This window comes from Pseudomonas sp. 18-147 (assembly GCF_051048045.1).
GTDB lineage: Bacteria > Pseudomonadota > Gammaproteobacteria > Pseudomonadales > Pseudomonadaceae > Pseudomonas > Pseudomonas aeruginosa.
This window is the reverse complement of sequence record NZ_CP182296.1, coordinates 4255630-4272993: the sequence shown is the minus strand read 5'-3', so window position 1 is coordinate 4272993 and position 17364 is coordinate 4255630. Positions and strand designations below refer to the sequence as shown.

At 70.7% G+C, this 17364-nt stretch carries 15 protein-coding genes and 1 riboswitch; of the genes, 6 read left to right on the top strand and 9 right to left on the bottom strand.

Translation table 11 applies throughout. From position 1 onward, the window contains the following. Positions 1-45: 45 nt before the first annotated feature. The 3 genes from ACM0M4_RS20195 to ACM0M4_RS20185 all read right to left on the bottom strand — a co-directional run bounded on the left by ACM0M4_RS20195 (position 46) and on the right by ACM0M4_RS20185 (position 3407). Positions 46-867, bottom strand: coding sequence for an ABC transporter substrate-binding protein (locus tag ACM0M4_RS20195; RefSeq protein ID WP_014834078.1), 822 nt, complete (start codon positions 865-867; stop codon positions 46-48). Between the two features lie 258 nt (positions 868-1125). Continuing rightward, positions 1126-1923 (bottom strand): AraC family transcriptional regulator, encoded by a 798-nt coding sequence (locus ACM0M4_RS20190; protein WP_010793945.1) that lies wholly within the window; start codon positions 1921-1923, stop codon positions 1126-1128. 41 nt (positions 1924-1964) lie between these two features. Next, positions 1965-3407, bottom strand: a complete 1443-nt coding sequence (locus ACM0M4_RS20185; protein ID WP_015503268.1) for an MFS transporter — start codon at positions 3405-3407, stop codon at positions 1965-1967. Positions 3408-3445: 38 nt separating this feature from the next. On the opposite strand from ACM0M4_RS20185, the gene ACM0M4_RS20180 reads away from it, so the two are divergent. Next, positions 3446-4390 carry a helix-turn-helix transcriptional regulator gene (locus ACM0M4_RS20180; protein ID WP_221345421.1) on the top strand — a complete coding sequence of 315 codons (945 nt, stop codon included), beginning with the start codon at positions 3446-3448 and terminating at the stop codon, positions 4388-4390. A 296-nt stretch (positions 4391-4686) separates the two neighbouring features. Here the strand turns inward: ACM0M4_RS20180 and ACM0M4_RS20175 are convergent, their stop codons facing one another. After that, complete coding sequence (locus ACM0M4_RS20175; protein ID WP_003082572.1) at positions 4687-5553, bottom strand: LysR family transcriptional regulator; 867 nt, start codon at positions 5551-5553, stop codon at positions 4687-4689. A gap of 99 nt (positions 5554-5652) precedes the next feature. Here ACM0M4_RS20175 and ACM0M4_RS20170 point away from each other — a divergent pair, with 99 nt between their 5' ends. Then, complete coding sequence (locus ACM0M4_RS20170; RefSeq protein ID WP_115288831.1) at positions 5653-6555, top strand: DMT family transporter; 903 nt, start codon at positions 5653-5655, stop codon at positions 6553-6555. On the opposite strand, the gene ACM0M4_RS20165 is transcribed toward ACM0M4_RS20170, so the two are convergent. The 5 genes from ACM0M4_RS20165 to ACM0M4_RS20145 all read right to left on the bottom strand — a co-directional run bounded on the left by ACM0M4_RS20165 (position 6552) and on the right by ACM0M4_RS20145 (position 10876). Beyond that, on the bottom strand, positions 6552-7805 hold the full coding sequence (locus tag ACM0M4_RS20165; RefSeq protein ID WP_221345420.1) for an NAD(P)/FAD-dependent oxidoreductase: 1254 nt from the start codon (positions 7803-7805) through the stop codon (positions 6552-6554). The genes ACM0M4_RS20170 and ACM0M4_RS20165 overlap by 4 nt on opposite strands. Further along, positions 7802-8038, bottom strand: a complete 237-nt coding sequence (locus ACM0M4_RS20160; RefSeq protein ID WP_003114956.1) for a (2Fe-2S)-binding protein — start codon at positions 8036-8038, stop codon at positions 7802-7804. The genes ACM0M4_RS20165 and ACM0M4_RS20160 overlap by 4 nt, the downstream gene beginning before the upstream one ends. Beyond that, the gene (gene lhpB, locus ACM0M4_RS20155; protein ID WP_010793949.1) at positions 8035-9150 is read right to left on the bottom strand and encodes a D-hydroxyproline dehydrogenase subunit beta LhpB; all 1116 of its coding nucleotides are present in this window, start codon (positions 9148-9150) and stop codon (positions 8035-8037) included. Before lhpB ends, ACM0M4_RS20160 begins: the two co-directional genes overlap by 4 nt. Next, positions 9147-10091: a 4-hydroxyproline epimerase gene (locus tag ACM0M4_RS20150; RefSeq protein ID WP_003161795.1), complete on the bottom strand. Its 945-nt coding sequence runs from the start codon at positions 10089-10091 to the stop codon at positions 9147-9149. The genes lhpB and ACM0M4_RS20150 overlap by 4 nt, the downstream gene beginning before the upstream one ends. Before the next feature lie 116 nt (positions 10092-10207). Further along, positions 10208-10876 (bottom strand): GntR family transcriptional regulator, encoded by a 669-nt coding sequence (locus ACM0M4_RS20145; RefSeq protein ID WP_003082581.1) that lies wholly within the window; start codon positions 10874-10876, stop codon positions 10208-10210. Positions 10877-11120: 244 nt separating this feature from the next. On the opposite strand from ACM0M4_RS20145, the gene ACM0M4_RS20140 reads away from it, so the two are divergent. The 4 genes from ACM0M4_RS20140 to ACM0M4_RS20125 all read left to right on the top strand — a co-directional run bounded on the left by ACM0M4_RS20140 (position 11121) and on the right by ACM0M4_RS20125 (position 17364). Continuing rightward, complete coding sequence (locus ACM0M4_RS20140; protein WP_031761362.1) at positions 11121-13160, top strand: FUSC family protein; 2040 nt, start codon at positions 11121-11123, stop codon at positions 13158-13160. 47 nt (positions 13161-13207) lie between these two features. Next, positions 13208-13415, top strand: a riboswitch (cobalamin riboswitch). Between the two features lie 96 nt (positions 13416-13511). Beyond that, a complete protein-coding gene (gene btuB, locus ACM0M4_RS20135; protein ID WP_003107028.1) occupies positions 13512-15350 on the top strand; it encodes a TonB-dependent vitamin B12 receptor in 1839 nt (612 codons plus the stop codon). A 63-nt stretch (positions 15351-15413) separates the two neighbouring features. Continuing rightward, positions 15414-16025: a cob(I)yrinic acid a,c-diamide adenosyltransferase gene (cobO, locus tag ACM0M4_RS20130; RefSeq protein ID WP_003086769.1), complete on the top strand. Its 612-nt coding sequence runs from the start codon at positions 15414-15416 to the stop codon at positions 16023-16025. Positions 16026-16056: 31 nt separating this feature from the next. Then, positions 16057-17364 (top strand): cobyrinate a,c-diamide synthase, encoded by a 1308-nt coding sequence (locus tag ACM0M4_RS20125; protein WP_003107030.1) that lies wholly within the window; start codon positions 16057-16059, stop codon positions 17362-17364.

Here is a 17364-nt window from a genome sequence, read left to right as displayed (position 1 = left end):
ACGGGGGGAAACGGCGCGGCCCGGCGGCGGACCGCGCCCTCGGCTTCAGCGGTAGACCGCGCTGGTGGTCAGCTCCGGCGCCGTGCCGCCGACCCATTTCTGCGCCAGCTCGGCGTAGCGGCCGGTGCGCACCTGCTGGTTGATGAACAGGTTCAGGTAGTTGAGCAGGCCGTATTCGTTGCGCTTGGCGCCGAGGGCCACGTAGTCGATGTCATAGGGCGCGTCGCCGGCGATCTTCAGGCCCTTGTACTTGCCCGACTTGATCCACGAGGCGGCGACGGTGGAAGAGACGACCGTGGCGTCGATATGCCCCTGGCTGATCGCCAGGGCGGTGTCGGCCTCGGACTGGTAGGCGCGGAAGCTGCCCTTGGCGTCGCCCCAGGCCTTGCTGTCCTTCTCCAGGGCCAGCGCCTCGAAGGTGCCGGCGGTGCCGCCGACCGGGCGGCCCTTGAGGTCCTTGTAGCTGGCGATGCCGGTGTCCTCGCGGGTCAGTACCACCTTGACGAAGGCGAAGTAGGGGATGCTCATGCCGATGGTCTTGGCCCGCTCCAGGGTGTCCGAGGTGGATGCGACGATCACGTCGGCGCGACCCGACACCAGCGCCGGGATGCGGTCGGGAAAGGGCGTCTCGACGATCTCCGCCTTGACGTCCAGGGCCTTCGCCAGGTCGTTGCAGTAATCGACGTCGAAGCCCACCGGGTTGTTCTGTGCATCGCGCGAGCCCATCGGCGGAAAGTCCAGGGTGACGGCGCAGCGCAGCTTGCCGGACTCGATGATGTCGTCGAGCTTGTCGGCCTGGGCGAGACCGGCGAGGGAACAGCCCAGGGCAGCGGTGAGGGCTAGGGCAAGGGTCTTCTTGGTATTCATGGGGGCCTCTGGCGATGCGGTTGAGTGGGAGGGCGGCAAATCCCGTATTTGTGATTTCGTATACGATATTTTTAAGTGAGCAATGGCTGTGCCAGAACCTCGTCCGACGGCGATAAAAAACCTTTCGCTGGAGCGCGACCGCTTTGGCTGGCGCGTCGCTGTGCCAGGCCGCGCCGGACTGCGCCCCGCTCGGGCGCGGCCGGCGGTGTTACAAAAGGGAGCAGGATTGCTACCGCCGCCCCGTGGCGGGGCGAGGCGTTACGCTTTTCGGGGCTGGCGATGGGTCTCGCGGTACTGGCTCGGCGAGAGTCCGGTGAGCGCCTTGAACTGGCGGCTGAAGGCGCTGTGGTCGGTGTAGCCGCAGCGCAGGGCGATCTCGGTGATCGGCGCGTCGCCGGCGAGCAGTTGCGAGGCGGCGCCGAGCCGCGCCTTGTGGATCATCTGCCGTGGGGTGAGCTGGAAGATGCGCTTGCAGTGACGTTCCAGTTGCGCCACCGAGAGCCCGGCGATGGTAGTGAGATCGGCGAGGCTGAGCGGCTGGTCGTAGTGCTCGCGGATATGCGCATCCACCGCCGCCAGCCGCCCGTAGGCCGGGTGCGCCGACTGCGCCGCCGGCAGGTCGTGGGAGATGCCGGCCATGCCGATGATCGCCCCGTCGGCATCGCGCAGCGCCTGCTTGTGGGTCAGGCACCAGCCCGGCTGGCGACCGGGATAGAGGTGCAGCTCCAACTGGTTCTCCAGCGTCGCGCCGCCGCGCAGCACGCGCCGATCCTGCTCGGCATAGAGCGGACCGAGGCTGGAAGGGAAGACCTCGTCGGCGCTGCGGCCGAGCAGTTCGGCCTTGTCCTTCACGCCGCAGCGGCGTGCCAGGGTGCGGTTGACCAGGACGTAGCGGGCGCGCTCGTCCTTGACGAAGAACACCACGCCGGGCATGGCGTCGAGCAGCGCCTCGACCTGGCGCAGGCTGGCCAGCAGGCTGGCGAGGTCGGCGGGGGGCGGGGCGGCGAGCAGGTCGTGCATCGGGGCGAAGGCCTGGCTGGGGGACCGCGCCAGCATACGGGGCGCCGGCGGCCGGGAACAGGGCCCGGCCGCGCGCCTCAGTTGCCCGGCGAGTCGCAGCGCAATGGCACCGTGCGCACGCGGCGCAGGTAGAAGAGGCAGGTGGCGCCGAGCAGCAGCGTCATCAGGACGAACTCGACGGCCAGGGTCGTCTGCGTCGCTTCCAGGTAGTCGCCATGGCGCTCCAGCCTGTGCGCGAACACCGCGCCGAGCAGCGCCGAGCCGAGGCCGAGGGAGGCCTGCTGGACGGTGGCGAGCATGGCGCTGCCGGCGCCGGCCTGGGCGGCCGGCACCTCCGAGAGGCCGATGCGGAAGAAGCTGCTGACGATGAACGCCTGGCCGAAGCCGATCACCAGGGTCGCCGGCGCCAGGTTGAGGATGCCCGGCTGCGGCCAGACCCGTTGCAGGGTCAGCATCAGGCCGAGCAGGCCGCACATCTGGATGACGCAGCCGAGCAGCAGCAGGCGTACCGGGCCGATCCGCGCCGCCACCCGGGCGGTGAGCAGCGCCGAGACGAAGTAGGAGGCGCCGAGGGCGATGAAGGCATTGCCGGCCTGTACCGGCGAGAGACCGGCGCCGGCCTGCAGGGCCAGGGCGAGGGCGAACATGAAGCCGCTCCAGCAGGCGAAGAACAGGATCGCCAGTAACAGGCCGAAGCGGATGCTCGGCAGGCGCAGCAGCGACGGCGGCAGCAACGGCCAGGCCTGGCGGCGTTCCTGGCGCAGCTCGGTGCGCCACAGCCAGGCCAGCAGCGGCACCGCCGCCGCCAGCAGCAGGGCGCAGGGCCAGGACCAGTGCAGCGATGGGCCGAGAGCCAGCGGCAGCAGCAGGCAGAGGATCAGCGCGGCGAGCAGCAGGGTGCCCGGCGCGTCGACGCGGGCGGCATGCTCGGCGCGGGTCTCCGGTACCCAGCGGCGGCTGCAAAGGAGAATGCCGAGGCAGATCGGCAGGTTGATCAGGAACACGCTGCGCCAGCCGAGGCCGCCGATATCGGCGGAGACCAGGAAGCCGCCGAGCACCTGGCCGACGACGAAGGCCAGGCCGCCGATGGCGCCGTAGGCGGCCAGCGCGCGGGAATGCGCGTGGCCGCTGAGGCTGACATGCAGGGTGGCGAGAATCTGCGGCACGACCAGCGCCGCGCCGACGCCCTGCAGGGCGCGCGCCACCAACAGCAGCCAGACCGAACCGGCCAGCCCGCAAAGCAACGAGGCGACGGCGAACAGGGCGACGCCGAGATCGAACAGGCGGCGACGGCCGTAGTTGTCGCCAAGCCGGCCGCCCATCGCCAGGCACACGGCGAAGGCCACGCCGTAGACGGCGACGATCAGTTCCAGTTCGGTTTCGCTGGCGCCGAGGGAATGGGCGAGGGCGTCGAGGGCGACGTTGACGATGGAGAAATCGATCATCGGCAACAGTTGCCCCGCCAGCAGGATGCAGAGCCCGGCGAGGCCGAGCCGCGACGACGAGACGGCGCTGGGCATGGGCGGAGTCCTTGTGCGGAGGGGAGTGGGCTGGCAGCATGCGCTTCTGGCTAACCCGGTACCAGTTCTTGCTTATCCTGGTATTGGCGCTACCCGTCTGCCCTTCGGAGGACTTCGCCATGCCCCTCGACGCCCCTGCCAGCCACTCTGCGGAAAGCCCCGCGCAGCCGTCCCGCGCCGAACAGCTGGGGGCCTTCCTGCGCCGCCGGCGGGAAAGCATCGAGCCGCAGCGGGTCGGCATTTCCCGCCTCGGCCGCCGACGCACGCCGGGCCTGCGTCGCGAGGAGGTGGCGCAGCTCGCCGGGGTCGGCGTGACCTGGTACACCTGGCTGGAGCAGGGCCGCGCGGTACGCGCTTCGGAGCAGGTGATCGGAGCCATCGTTCGGGCCCTGCTGTGCAACGAGACGGAAACCCACCACCTGTTCAACCTCGCCGGGCTGGCCGCGCCGACCTCGGCGCGGCGGGCGGTCTGCGAGAAGCCCTCGGCCGCCACCCAGGCCATCCTCGATGCCCTCGACCCGTTGCCGGCCATGGTGCAGAACGCCCGTTTCGACATCCGCGGCTACAACCGCGCCTATTGCCGGCTGGTGGGCATCGACCTGGCGGAGATCCCCGAGGAAGACCGCAACTGCATCTACCTGGCGCTGACCCACGAGCGCTGGCGCTACTGCATGGCCAACCGCGAGGAGGCGTTGCCGCGGATGGTCGGCTTCTTCCGCGCGGCAATGGTCGAGCGCATGGGCGATCCGCTGTGGGAGCGGCAGTTGCAGCGCTGCCTGGAGGCTTCGGCGGAGTTCCGCGAGATCTGGCGGCGCAACGAGGTGATGGGTATCGAAAACCAGCTCAAGCGCTTCCGTCATGCGCGCTGCGGCGAATTCGAACTGCAGCAGACCAACTGGTGGTCGGCGCCGAAGAACGGCGATCGCCTGCTGGTCTTCGTCCCCCTCGACGACCACGCCCGCGACTGCCTGGAGCAACTGTGAGTCGGCGCCCTGTCCCGTAGCCAGCGCCTGCTCGACCTGCTGCAGATTCTGCGCCGGCACCGTTACCCGGTGGCCGGGCATGTGCTCGCCGGCGAACTGGGGATCAGCCTGCGCACCCTCTACCGCGATATCGCCATCCTGCGACAGCAGGGCGCGCACATCGAGGGCGGCGCCGGCGCCAGGCGTTGCTGCGCGAGTGGCGTGAACGGGAAAGCATCGCCGCGCAGTGAGCGACTGCTGCCGGAAACTGACAGACGGCCACCGCCTGCGGGTCTAGCGCCCGGCGCTGTAGCGGCTCAGAGCCGGAACTCCTCGGCGATCAGTTCGCCGAGGCGCTCCAGCGCCGGCGGCCGCTCTCCCGGGGCGAAGGCCAGGCGAATGCGGTGGGCGGGCAGTTCGGCGAAGCCCTCCGCCGGCCCCAGCACGCGCATCGTCGGGCCGACCCGCGCACGGTCGATCACGCCGATCGCCAGGCCGCCTTCGATGGCCGCTTCCAGCGCCGCCGCGCCGGGACTGCTGACCACCGTGCGCCAGCGCCGGCCCGTCGCGCCGAGGGCTTCCAGCAGCGCCTGCCGATAGGGACAACCCTGGCCGTGCAGGGCCAGCGGCAGCGGGCGTTGCGGATCGATCCGCAGGCCGTGGCCGGCGACCCACACCGGCTGGGTGCCGCCGATCTCGCGGGAGTGCCCGTCGTACGGGGTTTCGTCTTGCGCTTGCACCAGCAGGGCGAGGTCCAGCTGGCCGCGCCGCAGGCGTCCGGCCAGCCTGCCGCTGGCGTCGGTGAGCACCTCCAGCTCCAGCGCCGGCAGTTCCGCGCCGAGGCGTGGCAGGAGGCGGCCGAGCAGCTTGCCGGCGTATTCCTCGGAAATGCCGAAGCGCACCCGCAGTGGCTCTTCCCGTCTGCGCAACCCGGCGAGCACGCGGTCGTGGGTCTCCAGCAGCTCGGCGGTCTGGCGCTGGAACCGCTGCCCCAGCGGGGTCAGCCGCACCGACTGGTTGTCGCGCTCGAACAGCCGGCCGCCGGCCAGTTCCTCCAGGCGCCGGACGTGGGTGCTCACCGCCGAGGGGCTGCGGTTGAGGTGGCTGGCCGCGGCGAGAAAGCGGCCGAAGCGCAGGATGGCATGGAAGGTACGCAGCAGCTCGATATCCAGGTTGGCGCTCATGGTTCCGATTTCCTGCATGACTGGTGCAGATAGTTTCGTTTGATAGTAGCGGCGGAGGCCGCCTAGCCTCGACTCGAACCTGACCGACGGAGGCGAGCGATGCGCGCGACCACCTGCACCCCGCGAGCGATGCCCGGGGCGACCCGCCTGCTGGCCGTGCAACTGGGCATGGTACTGGCCTGGAGTTCCGGCTTCGTCGGCTACCGCTATGCCATGGAACAGGCGCCGGTGTTCCTCACCAGCTTCTGGCGCTTCGCCGTTTGCCTGGCGCTGCTGCTGCCCTTCGCCTGGGCCGGGCTGCGCCGGTTGTCGGCGCGCCAGTGGCGGCGCCAGGCGCTGATCGGGGCGTTGGCCTACGCGGGCTACATCGCGCCGATCGCCAAGGCCATCGAACTCGGCGTCTCGCCGGGCGTGGCGGCGCTGATGGCCGACCTGTTGCCGCTGCTGGTGGCCTTGCTGGCGCTGGTCCTGCCGGGGCAGCGAACGCGGCCGGGGCAGTGGCCGGGGATCGCCCTGGGCGTCGCCGGGGTGCTCTGGGCCGGGCATGCGGCGTTGGCGCTGGGGCGGGCGCCGGGCTGGGCCTACGGCCTGCCGCTGCTGGGCATGCTGGCGCTGGCCCTGGCCACCCTGTTGCAGAAGCGCTGGGACGATGCGCCGGGATCGCTGGCCGTGGTGCTGTTCGTGCAGATCGGCGCCGCGCTGCCGGCGTTCGCCGGCCTGGCGCTGGCGGAGGGTAGCCTGCGGCCGCCGCTGTCCGGCGGATTCCTGTTCGGGCTCGCCTGGCTGGTGCTGCTGCCCACCTTCGGCGGCTACGGCCTGTACTGGCTGGGCCTGCGCCATCTTTCCGCACAGGGTGGCAGCGCGGCGCTGTACCTGAGCCCGGCGCTGACCCTGCTATGGGCGTACTGGATGTTCGCCGAGCCGCTGACACCCATGCTGCTGGGTGGTCTGCTGCTGTCGCTGGCCGGCCTCGGCTGGCTGTATCGCGCCGAGCGTCGCTAGCCGGCGTCGCCCTGCCAGCGGGCCAGGGTCTCCAGGCGCGCCGGGCTGAACGGCGGACGCGGCGCCGGAGGCGTCCAGCCGAACAGGAATTGCGCGGCGCTGCCGCATATCCGCCCCTGGCAGGCGCCCATGCCGCAACGGCTGTGCAGCTTGGCCTCGGTCCAGCCGGCATACCCGGCCAGCGCGGCCAAGGGGACGTCTTCGCAACGGCAGACCAGGGTATCCGCCTCCGCCAGTTGACGCAGTTCGGCACGCAGGGCGAAGTGTCGCGCCAGGGTGTCGGCGAAGCCCTGCCAGCGTCGCCGTCGTGGCCACAGGCGGCGAGCCGCGTCGCGCTCGTCGACGGCGGCATGGCCGGCGATGGTGCCTTCCACCAGGGCCAGTTCGCTGCCGCCGAAGCCGGTGCATTCGCCGGCGGCGTAGTGGTCGGGCAGGCTGCCGGCCTGCCATTCGTCGACGGCGAGCGCCGGGCCGTCGAGGCGATAGCCGAGGGCCTGGCCGAGTTGCACGTTGGGCACCAGGCCGAAGCCGCAGGCCAGGCGTTCGCAGGCGATCTCGCGGACCCGACCGCCTTCGCGCAGGCGCACGGCTTCCAGGCGCTCCTCGCCGAGGGCGGCGAGCACGTAGCTGTCGGCGCGGTAGCTACGGGCGAACAGGCCGGCGGCCTGCCACAGCTTGCCGGGCCAGCGCGGGAGGCGTACGGCGAAGGCGGCCAGGGTTCTCGCCGGCGCCTGTTCGGCGACGCGCAGCAGGCGCGCCCCGCACTGGCTGGCGCTGGCGGCGCTGGCCAGCAGCAGCGGGCCGGAGCCGGCCACCACCAGGCGCTGGCCGGCCAGTGGCAGGCCGCCCTTGGCCAACGCCTGCAGGCCGCCGGCGCCGGTGACGCCGGGGAGGGTCCAGCCGGGAAAAGGCAGCAGCAGTTCGCGGGCGCCGGTGCAGAGGACCAGGCGTCGGTAGCCGACCTGCCAGCCACGTTGCGGGTCTTCCAGCAACAGGCGCCTGCCGGGACCGCAGGCGACCACCCGGGTCGCCGGGAAGTGCTCGACATTGGCCTGCCCGGCCAGGCGTTGGCGCATCTGATGGGCACGCGGCGGCAGGCTGGCACGCGGGCCGTCGCGCCAGATCTGTCCGCCGGCGGCCGGGTTGTCGTCGACCAGGGCGATGCGCGCGCCGCTCGGCGCGGCGGCCAGCGCTGCGGCCAGGCCGGCGGGGCCGGCACCGACGATCAGCAGGTCGTAGTCGGCGCTCATGCCTGGGTCTCCACGCGCATGCCGGATTGGCAGACGGTCTGGCAGGCCAGGCGTCGCCGACCGTCGATCAATACCCGGCATTCCTGGCACGCGCCCATGCCGCAGAACGGCGCGCGCCGCCCGCCGCCGACCGCGCTGCGGGAGCAGCCGTCGCCGCCGAGGGCGAGGGCGGCCGCCACGCTGGTGCCGACGGCGACCCGCAGCGGACGCCGGTCGATGAACAGTTCGATCATGGCCGGGCACTCCTGGAGCTGGAGAGGAAGCGTTGCGGCAGATAAGGCGTGGCATCCAGCGGCGGCGTTTCGCCGAACAACTGGGCGGCGAGCAGGCGCGCGCTGCCCGGCGCGGTGGTCACGCCCAGGCCCTCGTGGCCGACCGCCAGCCACAGGCCCGGCTGCGCCGGGTGCTCGCCAAGCAGCGGCAGGCCGTCCGGAGTGGCAGCGCGGAAGCCGGTCCAGGCACGGATCGCATTGAGGCCGGCGAGCCCCGGCAGGTAGTCCAGGGCACGCCGCAGCATGCGCGCCAGCACCGGGCCTTCCACCTGCGGGTCGAGCGTGTCGAACTGCCGCGAGGAGCCGAGGAAGACCTGCCCGGTGGGGCGCGGCTGGGCGTTGAAGGCTACCGAGGTACCGCTGCTGGCGTGGGCGCTGCTGACATAGCCGAGTTCCACCAGTTGATGGCGGAGGGTGCCGGGATAGCGGTCGGTGATCAGCAGGTGGCCTTTCTTCGGGCGGATCGGCAGCTCCGCGCACAGCTCGCCGGCATGGATGCCGTTGGCCAGCACCAGCGCCTCGGCGCTCAGCCAGCGGCCGTCGGCCAGGCGCAGGCGGCTGCCGTCCACTTCGCTGACTTCGGCGTACAGCCGGCGCAGGCGCGGCCCGGCCTGGTCGAGCAGCCAGCGCGCGGCGTTGGGCGCGTAGAGGATGCCGTCGCCGGACACCTCCAGGGCGCCGGCCAGGCCCGGCCGCAGGGCCGGTTCGAGGGCGTACAGGCGCGCGGCGCCAAGCATCCGGCAGGCAACGCCGGCGGCTTGCAGCGCCTGGCGCTTGCGTTCGGCCTCGGCGAGTTCGCTGGCGTCGGCGGCCAGCCAGAGGGTGCCGCAATTGCGGTACGCGCAGTCTTCCGGCAGATCCGCCGCCCAGGCGCGCCAGGCCTGGATCGAGTAGTCGCTGAGGGCCAGTTCGGCCGGGTTGTCGTCCATCGCCACCAGATGGCCCATGCCCACCGCGGTGGCACCGCCGCGGCGGCTGTCCAGCACCAGTACGTCGAGGCCGCGACGCGCCAGTTCATGGGCGCAGGCGCTGCCGACGATGCCGGCGCCGACCACGATGACCTCGGCGTTCACCGGCGGATGCCCCAGGCGAACGGATCGTCGTCCGCCAGCAGCAGGGTGGCTTCCGCGCTGACGTGGGCGCGGCCGCGGATGGTCGGCACGATGGGCCCGCCGGGCTGGCCGTCGAGCCATTCGTAACGCCCCTCGAACTGGCTGCCGATCACGCTCGCCTGGCGCCAGGGCTGGCCGGGCAGCAGCTTGCCGTCGGCGGCCAGGCAGGCCAGCTTGGCGCTGGTGCCGGTGCCGCAGGGCGAGCGGTCGTAGGCCTTGCCGGGACAGAGCACGAAGTTGCGGCTGTCGGCGTGGGGATCGTCGGCGAACAGTTCGATGTGATCGATGGCGCCGCCGTCCTCGCCGCGGATGCCCTGATCTTCCAGCGCCTGCTGGACGGCGACGGTGTAGGCGGTGAGGGCGTCGAGGTTGTCGCCGGCGATGCGCTGGCCGTGTCCGGCGACCAGGAAGAACCAGTTGCCGCCCCAGGCGATGTCGCCGCTGACCCGGCCGATGCCGGGCACTTCGACGCTGACCTGGCGACGGTAGCGGTAGGCCGGCACGTTGCGCACGCTGACCGAACCGTCCTCGTGGAGGGTCGCCTCGACCTCGCCGACCGGCGTCTCGATGCGGTGCACGCCGGGACCGATCCGCCCGAGGTGTGCCAGCGAGGCGACCAGGCCGATGGTGCCGTGGCCGCACATGCCGAGGTAGCCACTGTTGTTGAAGAAGATCACTCCGGCACAGGCTTCGGGATCGACCGGTGCGCAGAGCAGGGCGCCGACCAGTACGTCGCTGCCGCGCGGTTCGAGGATGCAGGCGGCGCGCCAGGCGTCATGGCGCTCGCCGAGCAGGCGCCGGCGCTCGGCCATGTCGCCCTGGCCGAGATCGGGAAAACCGCCGATGACCAGGCGGGTGGGCTCGCCGCCGGTATGCGAATCGATGATGCGGATGCGTTGCATGGTGGCCCTCGCCTGTGCCGGGGAATGCGCCACAGGGTGGCGTTTCGGCGGGGCGGGGCGCTTGAGGGTTTTCGCTCAGGCGGATGACGAAAGCGGCATAGCCGGGATGGCCCGGCTCAGGTGCTGGCCGGGCGGTTCGGCAGGTGTTCGTAGAGGGTCCGGCAGACCCCGACGATATGTGCCTCGATCAGTGCCGCGGCCCGTTCGGCATCGCCGGCGCGACAGGCGGCGACGATCTCGCGGTGTTCCTGGTCGGCGCGCTGCTTGCCTTCGGACAGGCTCATCTGCATGCGCAGGTAGCGTTCCAGCTTGTCGTGGATGGAGCGGATCAGGTTGACCAGGAACGGCCGCTGCGCCGGTTCGTAGAGGCAGGCGTGCAGTTGCCAGTTGAGTTCGGCCCAGCGGCCGACGTTGTCTTCGCCGACGAAGTCGGCGCAGATCGCCTCGGCGCGGGCGAAGGTGGTCTCGTTCATGTTCGGCACCGCCAGGCGGATCGCCTGCGCCTCGAGCAGCACCCGCACTTCGAACATCTGCGCCAGTTCCGGTTCGGAAATACGCGTCACCACCGCGCCCTTGTTGCGCTGGAACAGCACCAGGCCTTCCGCCTCCAGGCGCTTGAGGGCCTCGCGGACGGGAATCTTGCTGACATTGAAGAGTTGCGCGATGTCGTCCTGGCGGATCGGTTCGTCCTCGGCGAAATGCCCGGCGATGATCGCTTCGCGCAGGTGCTTGGCGATGATCTCGGAGGCCGAAGGGGCGATGCCCAGGTTAGGGGCGTTGAGCATGGAGAGAGGCAAGCGGGACAACCTGCATGGCGTTGGGAATGTGCGGGATATTGTATACGAACGCTTGGCGCGTGCCGCTGCCGGTTGGCGCCTTCTGCGCAGGCGTGTTGGTCGGCTCCAGTGGGCCTCCGTGGCGCAGGTTTCGCAGGGCGAAACGCTCTTCCGGAAAGTTCGCGGAGAGGCTGGACAATAGAAAATTAGCTTGCTAATAATTCGCTTGCTCATGTATTTCGGGGCGTCCGCGATGGCCAAGCCTTCCTTCTTTTCCTCCGACCTGGTGCAGGTGCTGCTGTGCCCGCGTCTGCACGAATTGCAGTTCGCCGTGAAGGCCCTGCTGGCCGGCGGGTTGGCCCTGTACCTGGTCTTCGGCCTGGAGCTGGAGCAGCCGCAATGGGCATTGATGACGGTGTTCGTGGTCAGCCAGCCCTATAGCGGCATGGTCCTGGCCAAGGGCATGTTCCGCCTGATCGGCACCTGCGCCGGTGCGCTGGTGTCCATCGGCATGGTCGCACTCTATGGCCAGGCATCGCTGCCCTTCCTCCTGCTGATGGCCCTCTGGCTGGCGTTCTGCACCGCCGGCGCGTCGCTGCTGCACAATCATGCGTCCTACGGTTTCGTCCTGGCCGGCTACACCGCGGCCATCGTCGCCCTGCCGGCCAGCGCCGATCCGGCGACGGTGTTCGACCAGGCGGTGGCCCGCTGCTCGGAGATCGGCCTGGGCATCCTCTGCGCGGCGCTGGTGAATGTGCTGCTCTGGCCGCGGCGCCTGGAACGCCAGTTGGCGAACCAGGGCAAGGCGGCCTGGGAGGCCGGCTTGCAGGCGGCCGCGGCGGAGCTGCGCGGTGCCGACGAACGCGGCGAGCTGCTCGCGGCGCTGGGGCGGATCGCCGCGGCGGACGCCCAGCGCGACCACGCCTGGTTCGAGGGTGCGCTCGGCCGCGCCCGTTCCCAGGCCTTGCGCGTGCTAGGCCTCGACCTGCTCGGCCTGCTGCGCGCGGCGCGCAAGGTGGCTCGCGAGCGGAGGCTGCTCGATCCGGCCAGCGCGCACGCCTTGCAGCCCTGGCTGGAAGAACTCGAGGCACTGTTGCGCGAGGGCCGCCAGGCCGAGTTCGAGGCCTGCCGGCAGCGCTTGCGCCTGGCGCTGGACGCGGCGCACGGACAGTTGCACCTGTGCCTGGTCTGCCTCGAACGCCTGCTCGGCGAGGCGAGGGCGGCCGGGCGCAGCGTCGAGGCGCTGGTCTATGGCGCGCCCACCCGCCAGGCGCCGGGCGCCATCGCCTGGCACCGGGACATCGAGCGCGGCGTGCTGTTCGGCCTGCGCAGCGCCCTGGCGTTCCTCTGCGTGGCCGCGTTCTGGCTGGCCAGCGCCTGGCCGAGCGGGTTGGGCGCGGTGTCGATCACCGGCGTGGTGCTGAGTCTCTTCGCCAGCCGCGACAACCCGGCCCAGGCCGGCCTGAACTTCCTTCGCGGGATCCTCCTGTCGATCCCGCTGGCCGGCTTCGTCGCACTGTTCTACCTGCCCGGCGTGGACGGCTTCCCGCTGCTCTGCCTGGGCCTGGGCGTACCGCTGTTCTTCGCCGCGCTGTGCGTGAACCGGGCGAGCCTGGCCGGGATCGCCTCGCCGTTCTGCATCTTCTTCGTGAAGAACGTCGCGCCGAGCAACAGCATGAGCTACGACCTCGCGCACTTCCTCAACAACGCCCTGTCGACGGTGCTCGGGGTGGCCTTCGCCGTGCTGGTGTTCAACCTGGTCAGCCTGCGGCCGGGCGAACGCCATTACCGGCGCATGCTGCAGGCCACCCTCGGCGACCTGGCGCGGCTCACCCTGCGCTCGCCGGCGCAGGCCGAGGCCTGGTTCGGCGGGCGCACCGCGGATCGCCTGATCCGCCTGGCGCAGCGCTACGACCGTTTGCCGGAGGGGCGCCGCCAGCCCTGGTCGGACGGCCTGATGGGACTCGACTTCGGCGACGAGCTGCTCTACCTGCGGCAGTGCCTGGAGGAGGTCCCGGCGTCCCTGGCGCAGGCCCGCGACCGCTACCTGCGGCGCCTGCGCCTGGCGCTGCTGGGCGATGGCCCGCGGGCTGAGCGTGAACACGCCCTCGACCCGCCGACCGCGCGCCTGCTCAAGGCCCTGGCCGCCAGCCCGCTGGCCGGCAGCGAACGCGGCGAGCTGGCCGGCGCCGCGCTGGTGCAGTTGCAGGCCACCTGGCGGCAGTGGTGCCGCAGCCATGCTCCGGCCGGGACGGCGCTGCGCGCGGACCCGCTCCCCGGAGCCGGGCGCTAGTTCTGCGGTGGCCGCCCACATTGACCGCGCAAGCCCCGAACCACTAAGCTGCGCGCCTTGCGACAGGTGCCCCGCAAGGGGTGAAACAGGGAAGCTGGTGCGTTCCGTCGGAACCAGGCCAGCGCTGCCCCCGCAACGGTAGGCGAATCAGACAGCCGCTCGATGACCACTGTGCTCCGGCATGGGAAGGCGCGGCTGGAAGCGTCCAGCGCTTCGCTCGCGAGCCCGGAGACCGGCCTGACGCACCCACGGCATCGCGGAGGGCGCTGTCGGACGTCTCCTGCCGTCGCTTCGTCCTCCGTCTGCCTCGACCCAGGTCGCGCGGGTGAGAGCGACGGAGCAGCGCAGAGCATGAACAGAGTTTTCCTGACCCCGGCAGCCGTGGCGCTGTGCGGCGCGTCTTCCCTGAGCCTGGCCGAACCGGTCAGCCTTGCCGACCAGGTGGTGACCGCCACCCGTACCGCCCAGACCGCTTCCCAGAGCCTGGCGGCGGTGAGCGTCATCGACCGCGAGGATATCGAGCGCAGCCAGGCGCGCAGCGTGCCGGAGCTGTTGCGCCAGGTACCCGGCGTGTCGCTGGCGAACAACGGCGGTTTCGGCAAGAACACCACGCTGTTCCTGCGCGGCACCGAGTCCGACCATGTGCTGGTGCTGATCGACGGCATCAAGGTCGGCTCGGCCAGCGCTGGCCTCACCGCGTTCCAGGACTTGCCGGTGGAGCTGATCGAGCGCATCGAGGTGGTCCGCGGGCCGCGTTCCAGCCTGTACGGCTCGGAGGCCATCGGCGGGGTGATCCAGATCTTCACCCGGCGCGGCGACGGCCAGGGCGCCAAGCCGTTCTTCTCCGCCGGTTACGGCACCCATCAGACCCTGGAGGGCAGCGCCGGGGTCAGCGGCGGCGCCGGCAACGGCTGGTACAGCCTCGGGGTGAGCAGCTTCGATACGGCGGGGATCAATACCAAGCGCGCCGGTACTGCGGGCTATGAGCCAGACCGAGACGGCTACCGCAACCTGTCCGGCAACCTGCGCGGCGGCTATCGCTTCGACAATGGCCTGGAACTCGACGGCACCCTGGTCAGGGCCAAGTCGCACAACGACTATGACCAGGTCCTCGGCAACTCTGGTTTCAATACCAACGCCGACGGCGAGCAGAACCTGGTCGGCGGCCGTGCCCGCTTCACTCCGCTCGATCCCTGGCTGGTGACCCTCCAGGCAGGGCGCAGCGAGGACAAGGCCGATGCCTATCAGGATGGCCGTTTCTACTCGCGCTTCGATACCCGTCGCGACAGCCTGTCCTGGCAGAACGACCTGACCCTGGCCGAAGGCCATGTGCTGACCCTCGGCTACGACTGGCAGAAGGACGAGATCAGCAGCAGCGAAGCCTTCAGCGTCGACTCGCGGCTGAACAAAGGCTGGTTCGCCCAGTACCTCGGCCGGTACGGTCGCCAGGATTGGCAACTGAGCCTGCGCCGCGACGACAACCAGCAGTTCGGCGTGCACGACACCGGCAGCGCCGCCTGGGGCTACGCGCTGAGCGACGCGCTGCGCTTCACCGTCAGCTACGGGACGGCGTTCAAGGCGCCGACCTTCAACGAACTCTACCTCCCCGACTACGGCAATCCCGACCTGGACGCCGAGACTTCGCGCAGCCTGGAGGTCGGTCTCAGCGGTACGCACGACTGGGGGCACTGGGCGGTGAATGCCTATCGTACGGACATCGACTCGCTGATCACCTATACAACCCGTCAGGGGCTTTATGTGCCGTTCAACATCGACGAAGCGCGCATCCGTGGCGTCGAACTGGTCCTCGGCAGCCAGTGGCTGGGCTGGGACTGGAACGCCAACGCGACCTTCCTCGACCCGCAAAACCGTTCCGGCGGCGTCAACGACGGCAACGAACTGCCGCGCCGGGCGCAGCGGATGTTCAACCTGGAACTGGACCGGCGCTTCGAGCGTCTTTCGCTGGGCGCCAGCGTGCACGCCGAAGGCCGACGCTATGATGACCCGGCCAACGAGGTGCGCCTGGGCGGCTACGCCACCCTCGACCTGCGCAGCGAGTACCGGCTGAACGACGAATGGCGCCTGCAGGGCCGGATCGCCAACCTGTTCGGTGCCGACTACGAAACCGCGTATGGCTACAACCAGCCTGGCCAGGCGGTCTACCTCAGCGTGCGCTACCAGGCCCTGTGAGGCCGGGTATTTCGAATGAACGAGGCGACGGCGCGGCCGCGTCGCCGCAAGGAGTGATCGACGATGAACGAATCCCCCGAGAAGGACCAGCGCCACCGCGAGCGGATGGAGCGCAAGAAGGCCGTGGTCGACGAGAAGATCGCCCAGGCCCGCGACGAACGCGGCGTGCTCCTGGTGCATAGCGGCAACGGCAAGGGCAAGAGCAGCTCGGCCTTCGGCATGGTCGCGCGGGCCCTGGGCCATGGCATGAAGGTCGGTGTCGTGCAGTTCATCAAGGGCGCCGCCAGCACCGGCGAGGAAGCCTTCTTCCGGCGCTTCCCCGAGGAAGTTAGCTATCACGTGATGGGCGAGGGCTTCACCTGGGAGACCCAGGACCGCCAGCGCGACATCGCCAAGGCCGAGGCGGCCTGGAAGGTCGCCGCGCAATTGCTGGCCGACCCGGACGTTGGCCTGGTGGTGCTGGACGAACTGAACATCGCCCTCAAGCACGGCTACCTGGAACTGGACAGGGTCCTCGCCGACATCCAGGCGCGCCCGGCCATGCAGCATGTGGTGGTGACCGGCCGCGGCGCGCAGCCGGGGATGATCGAGGCCGCCGACACGGTGACCGAGATGAGCCTGGTCAAGCACGCGTTCAAGGCCGGGATCAAGGCGCAGAAAGGAGTGGAGTTCTGATGCCGGCGCCATGCGCGGAGACGCTTCGCCCATGACCCAGGCACGCTGTCCGGCCCTGCTGATCGCCGCCCCGGCCTCCGGCCAGGGCAAGACCACCGTCACCGCCGCTCTGGCCCGCCTGCATGCGCGCCAGGGGCGACGGGTGCGGGTGTTCAAGTGCGGACCGGACTTCCTCGACCCGATGATTCTCGCTCGCGCCTCCGGCGCGCCGGTCTACCAGCTCGACCTGTGGATGGTCGGCGAGGCCGAAGCGCGACGCCTGCTGGCGCGGGCCGCCGGCGAGGCCGACCTGATCCTCATCGAAGGGGTGATGGGCCTGTTCGATGGCAACCCCTCGGCGGCAGACCTGGCGCGGCGTTTCGGCGTGCCGGTGCTGGGAGTGATCAACGGCGCGGCGATGGCCCAGACCTTCGGCGCGCTGGCCTACGGCCTGGCGCATTTCCAGCCGGACCTGCCGTTTTCCGGAGTGCTCGGCAACCGCGTCGGCAGCCAGCGCCACAGCGACATCCTGCGCGATTGCCTGCCGCCCGGCATGCGCTGGTTCGGCGGTCTGCCGCGCTCGGCCGAATTCGAATTGCCGAGCCGCCACCTGGGCCTGGTCCAGGCCGAGGAACTGGCCGATCTCGATGTACGCCTGGACGCCGCCGCCGACGCCTTGCTGGCCAGCGCCGAGACCGACCTGCCGGAGCCGGTGACCTTCGAGGTGCCCGCTCCGGCGCCGCTGCAACGCAGCCTGGAAGGCGTGCGCATCGGCGTGGCCCGCGACGCCTCGTTCGCCTTCCTCTACCAGGCCAATCTCGACCTGCTGCGCGAACTCGGCGCCGAGCTGGCGTTCTTCTCGCCGCTGCAGGACCAGGCGTTGCCCGCCGTGGACAGCCTGTACCTGCCGGGCGGCTATCCCGAACTGCACCTGGGGCGCCTGCAGGGCAATCGCGCCATGGCCGAGGCGATCCGAGCCCACCATGCCGCCGGCAAGCCGCTGCTGGCCGAGTGCGGCGGCATGCTCTACCTGCTCGACTGCCTGGAAGACGCCGACGGCGAGCGCGGCGAACTGCTCGGCCTGCTGCCGGGCCGGGCGCGCCTGCAGAAGCGCCTGACCGCCCTGGCCTTGCAGGAGGTCGAGCTGCCGGAAGGGCGGCTGCGCGGGCATACCTTCCATCACTCGACCCTCGACTGCGCCGTCGAGCCTCTGGCCCGTGGCGTCTGCCCGAACGGCCGGAACACGGCGGAGGCGGTGTTCCGTCTTGGCCGGCTGACGGCTTCCTATATCCATTTCTACCTGCCTTCCAACCCGCAGGCCGCCGCTGCGTTGCTGGCGCCCGCGCGAGACGCCGACTGA

Coding starts and splice junctions, on each gene's coding strand:
- ACM0M4_RS20195 (WP_014834078.1), bottom strand. CDS start 867: ATGAATACCAAGAAGACCCTTGCCCTAGCCCTCACCGCTGCCCTGGGC.
- ACM0M4_RS20190 (WP_010793945.1), bottom strand. CDS start 1,923: ATGCTGGCGCGGTCCCCCAGCCAGGCCTTCGCCCCGATGCACGACCTG.
- ACM0M4_RS20185 (WP_015503268.1), bottom strand. CDS start 3,407: ATGCCCAGCGCCGTCTCGTCGTCGCGGCTCGGCCTCGCCGGGCTCTGC.
- ACM0M4_RS20180 (WP_221345421.1), top strand. CDS start 3,446: ATGCGCTTCTGGCTAACCCGGTACCAGTTCTTGCTTATCCTGGTATTG.
- ACM0M4_RS20175 (WP_003082572.1), bottom strand. CDS start 5,553: ATGAGCGCCAACCTGGATATCGAGCTGCTGCGTACCTTCCATGCCATC.
- ACM0M4_RS20170 (WP_115288831.1), top strand. CDS start 5,653: ATGCGCGCGACCACCTGCACCCCGCGAGCGATGCCCGGGGCGACCCGC.
- ACM0M4_RS20165 (WP_221345420.1), bottom strand. CDS start 7,805: ATGAGCGCCGACTACGACCTGCTGATCGTCGGTGCCGGCCCCGCCGGC.
- ACM0M4_RS20160 (WP_003114956.1), bottom strand. CDS start 8,038: ATGATCGAACTGTTCATCGACCGGCGTCCGCTGCGGGTCGCCGTCGGC.
- ACM0M4_RS20150 (WP_003161795.1), bottom strand. CDS start 10,091: ATGCAACGCATCCGCATCATCGATTCGCATACCGGCGGCGAGCCCACC.
- ACM0M4_RS20145 (WP_003082581.1), bottom strand. CDS start 10,876: ATGCTCAACGCCCCTAACCTGGGCATCGCCCCTTCGGCCTCCGAGATC.
- ACM0M4_RS20140 (WP_031761362.1), top strand. CDS start 11,121: ATGGCCAAGCCTTCCTTCTTTTCCTCCGACCTGGTGCAGGTGCTGCTG.
- btuB (WP_003107028.1), top strand. CDS start 13,512: ATGAACAGAGTTTTCCTGACCCCGGCAGCCGTGGCGCTGTGCGGCGCG.
- cobO (WP_003086769.1), top strand. CDS start 15,414: ATGAACGAATCCCCCGAGAAGGACCAGCGCCACCGCGAGCGGATGGAG.
- ACM0M4_RS20125 (WP_003107030.1), top strand. CDS start 16,057: ATGACCCAGGCACGCTGTCCGGCCCTGCTGATCGCCGCCCCGGCCTCC.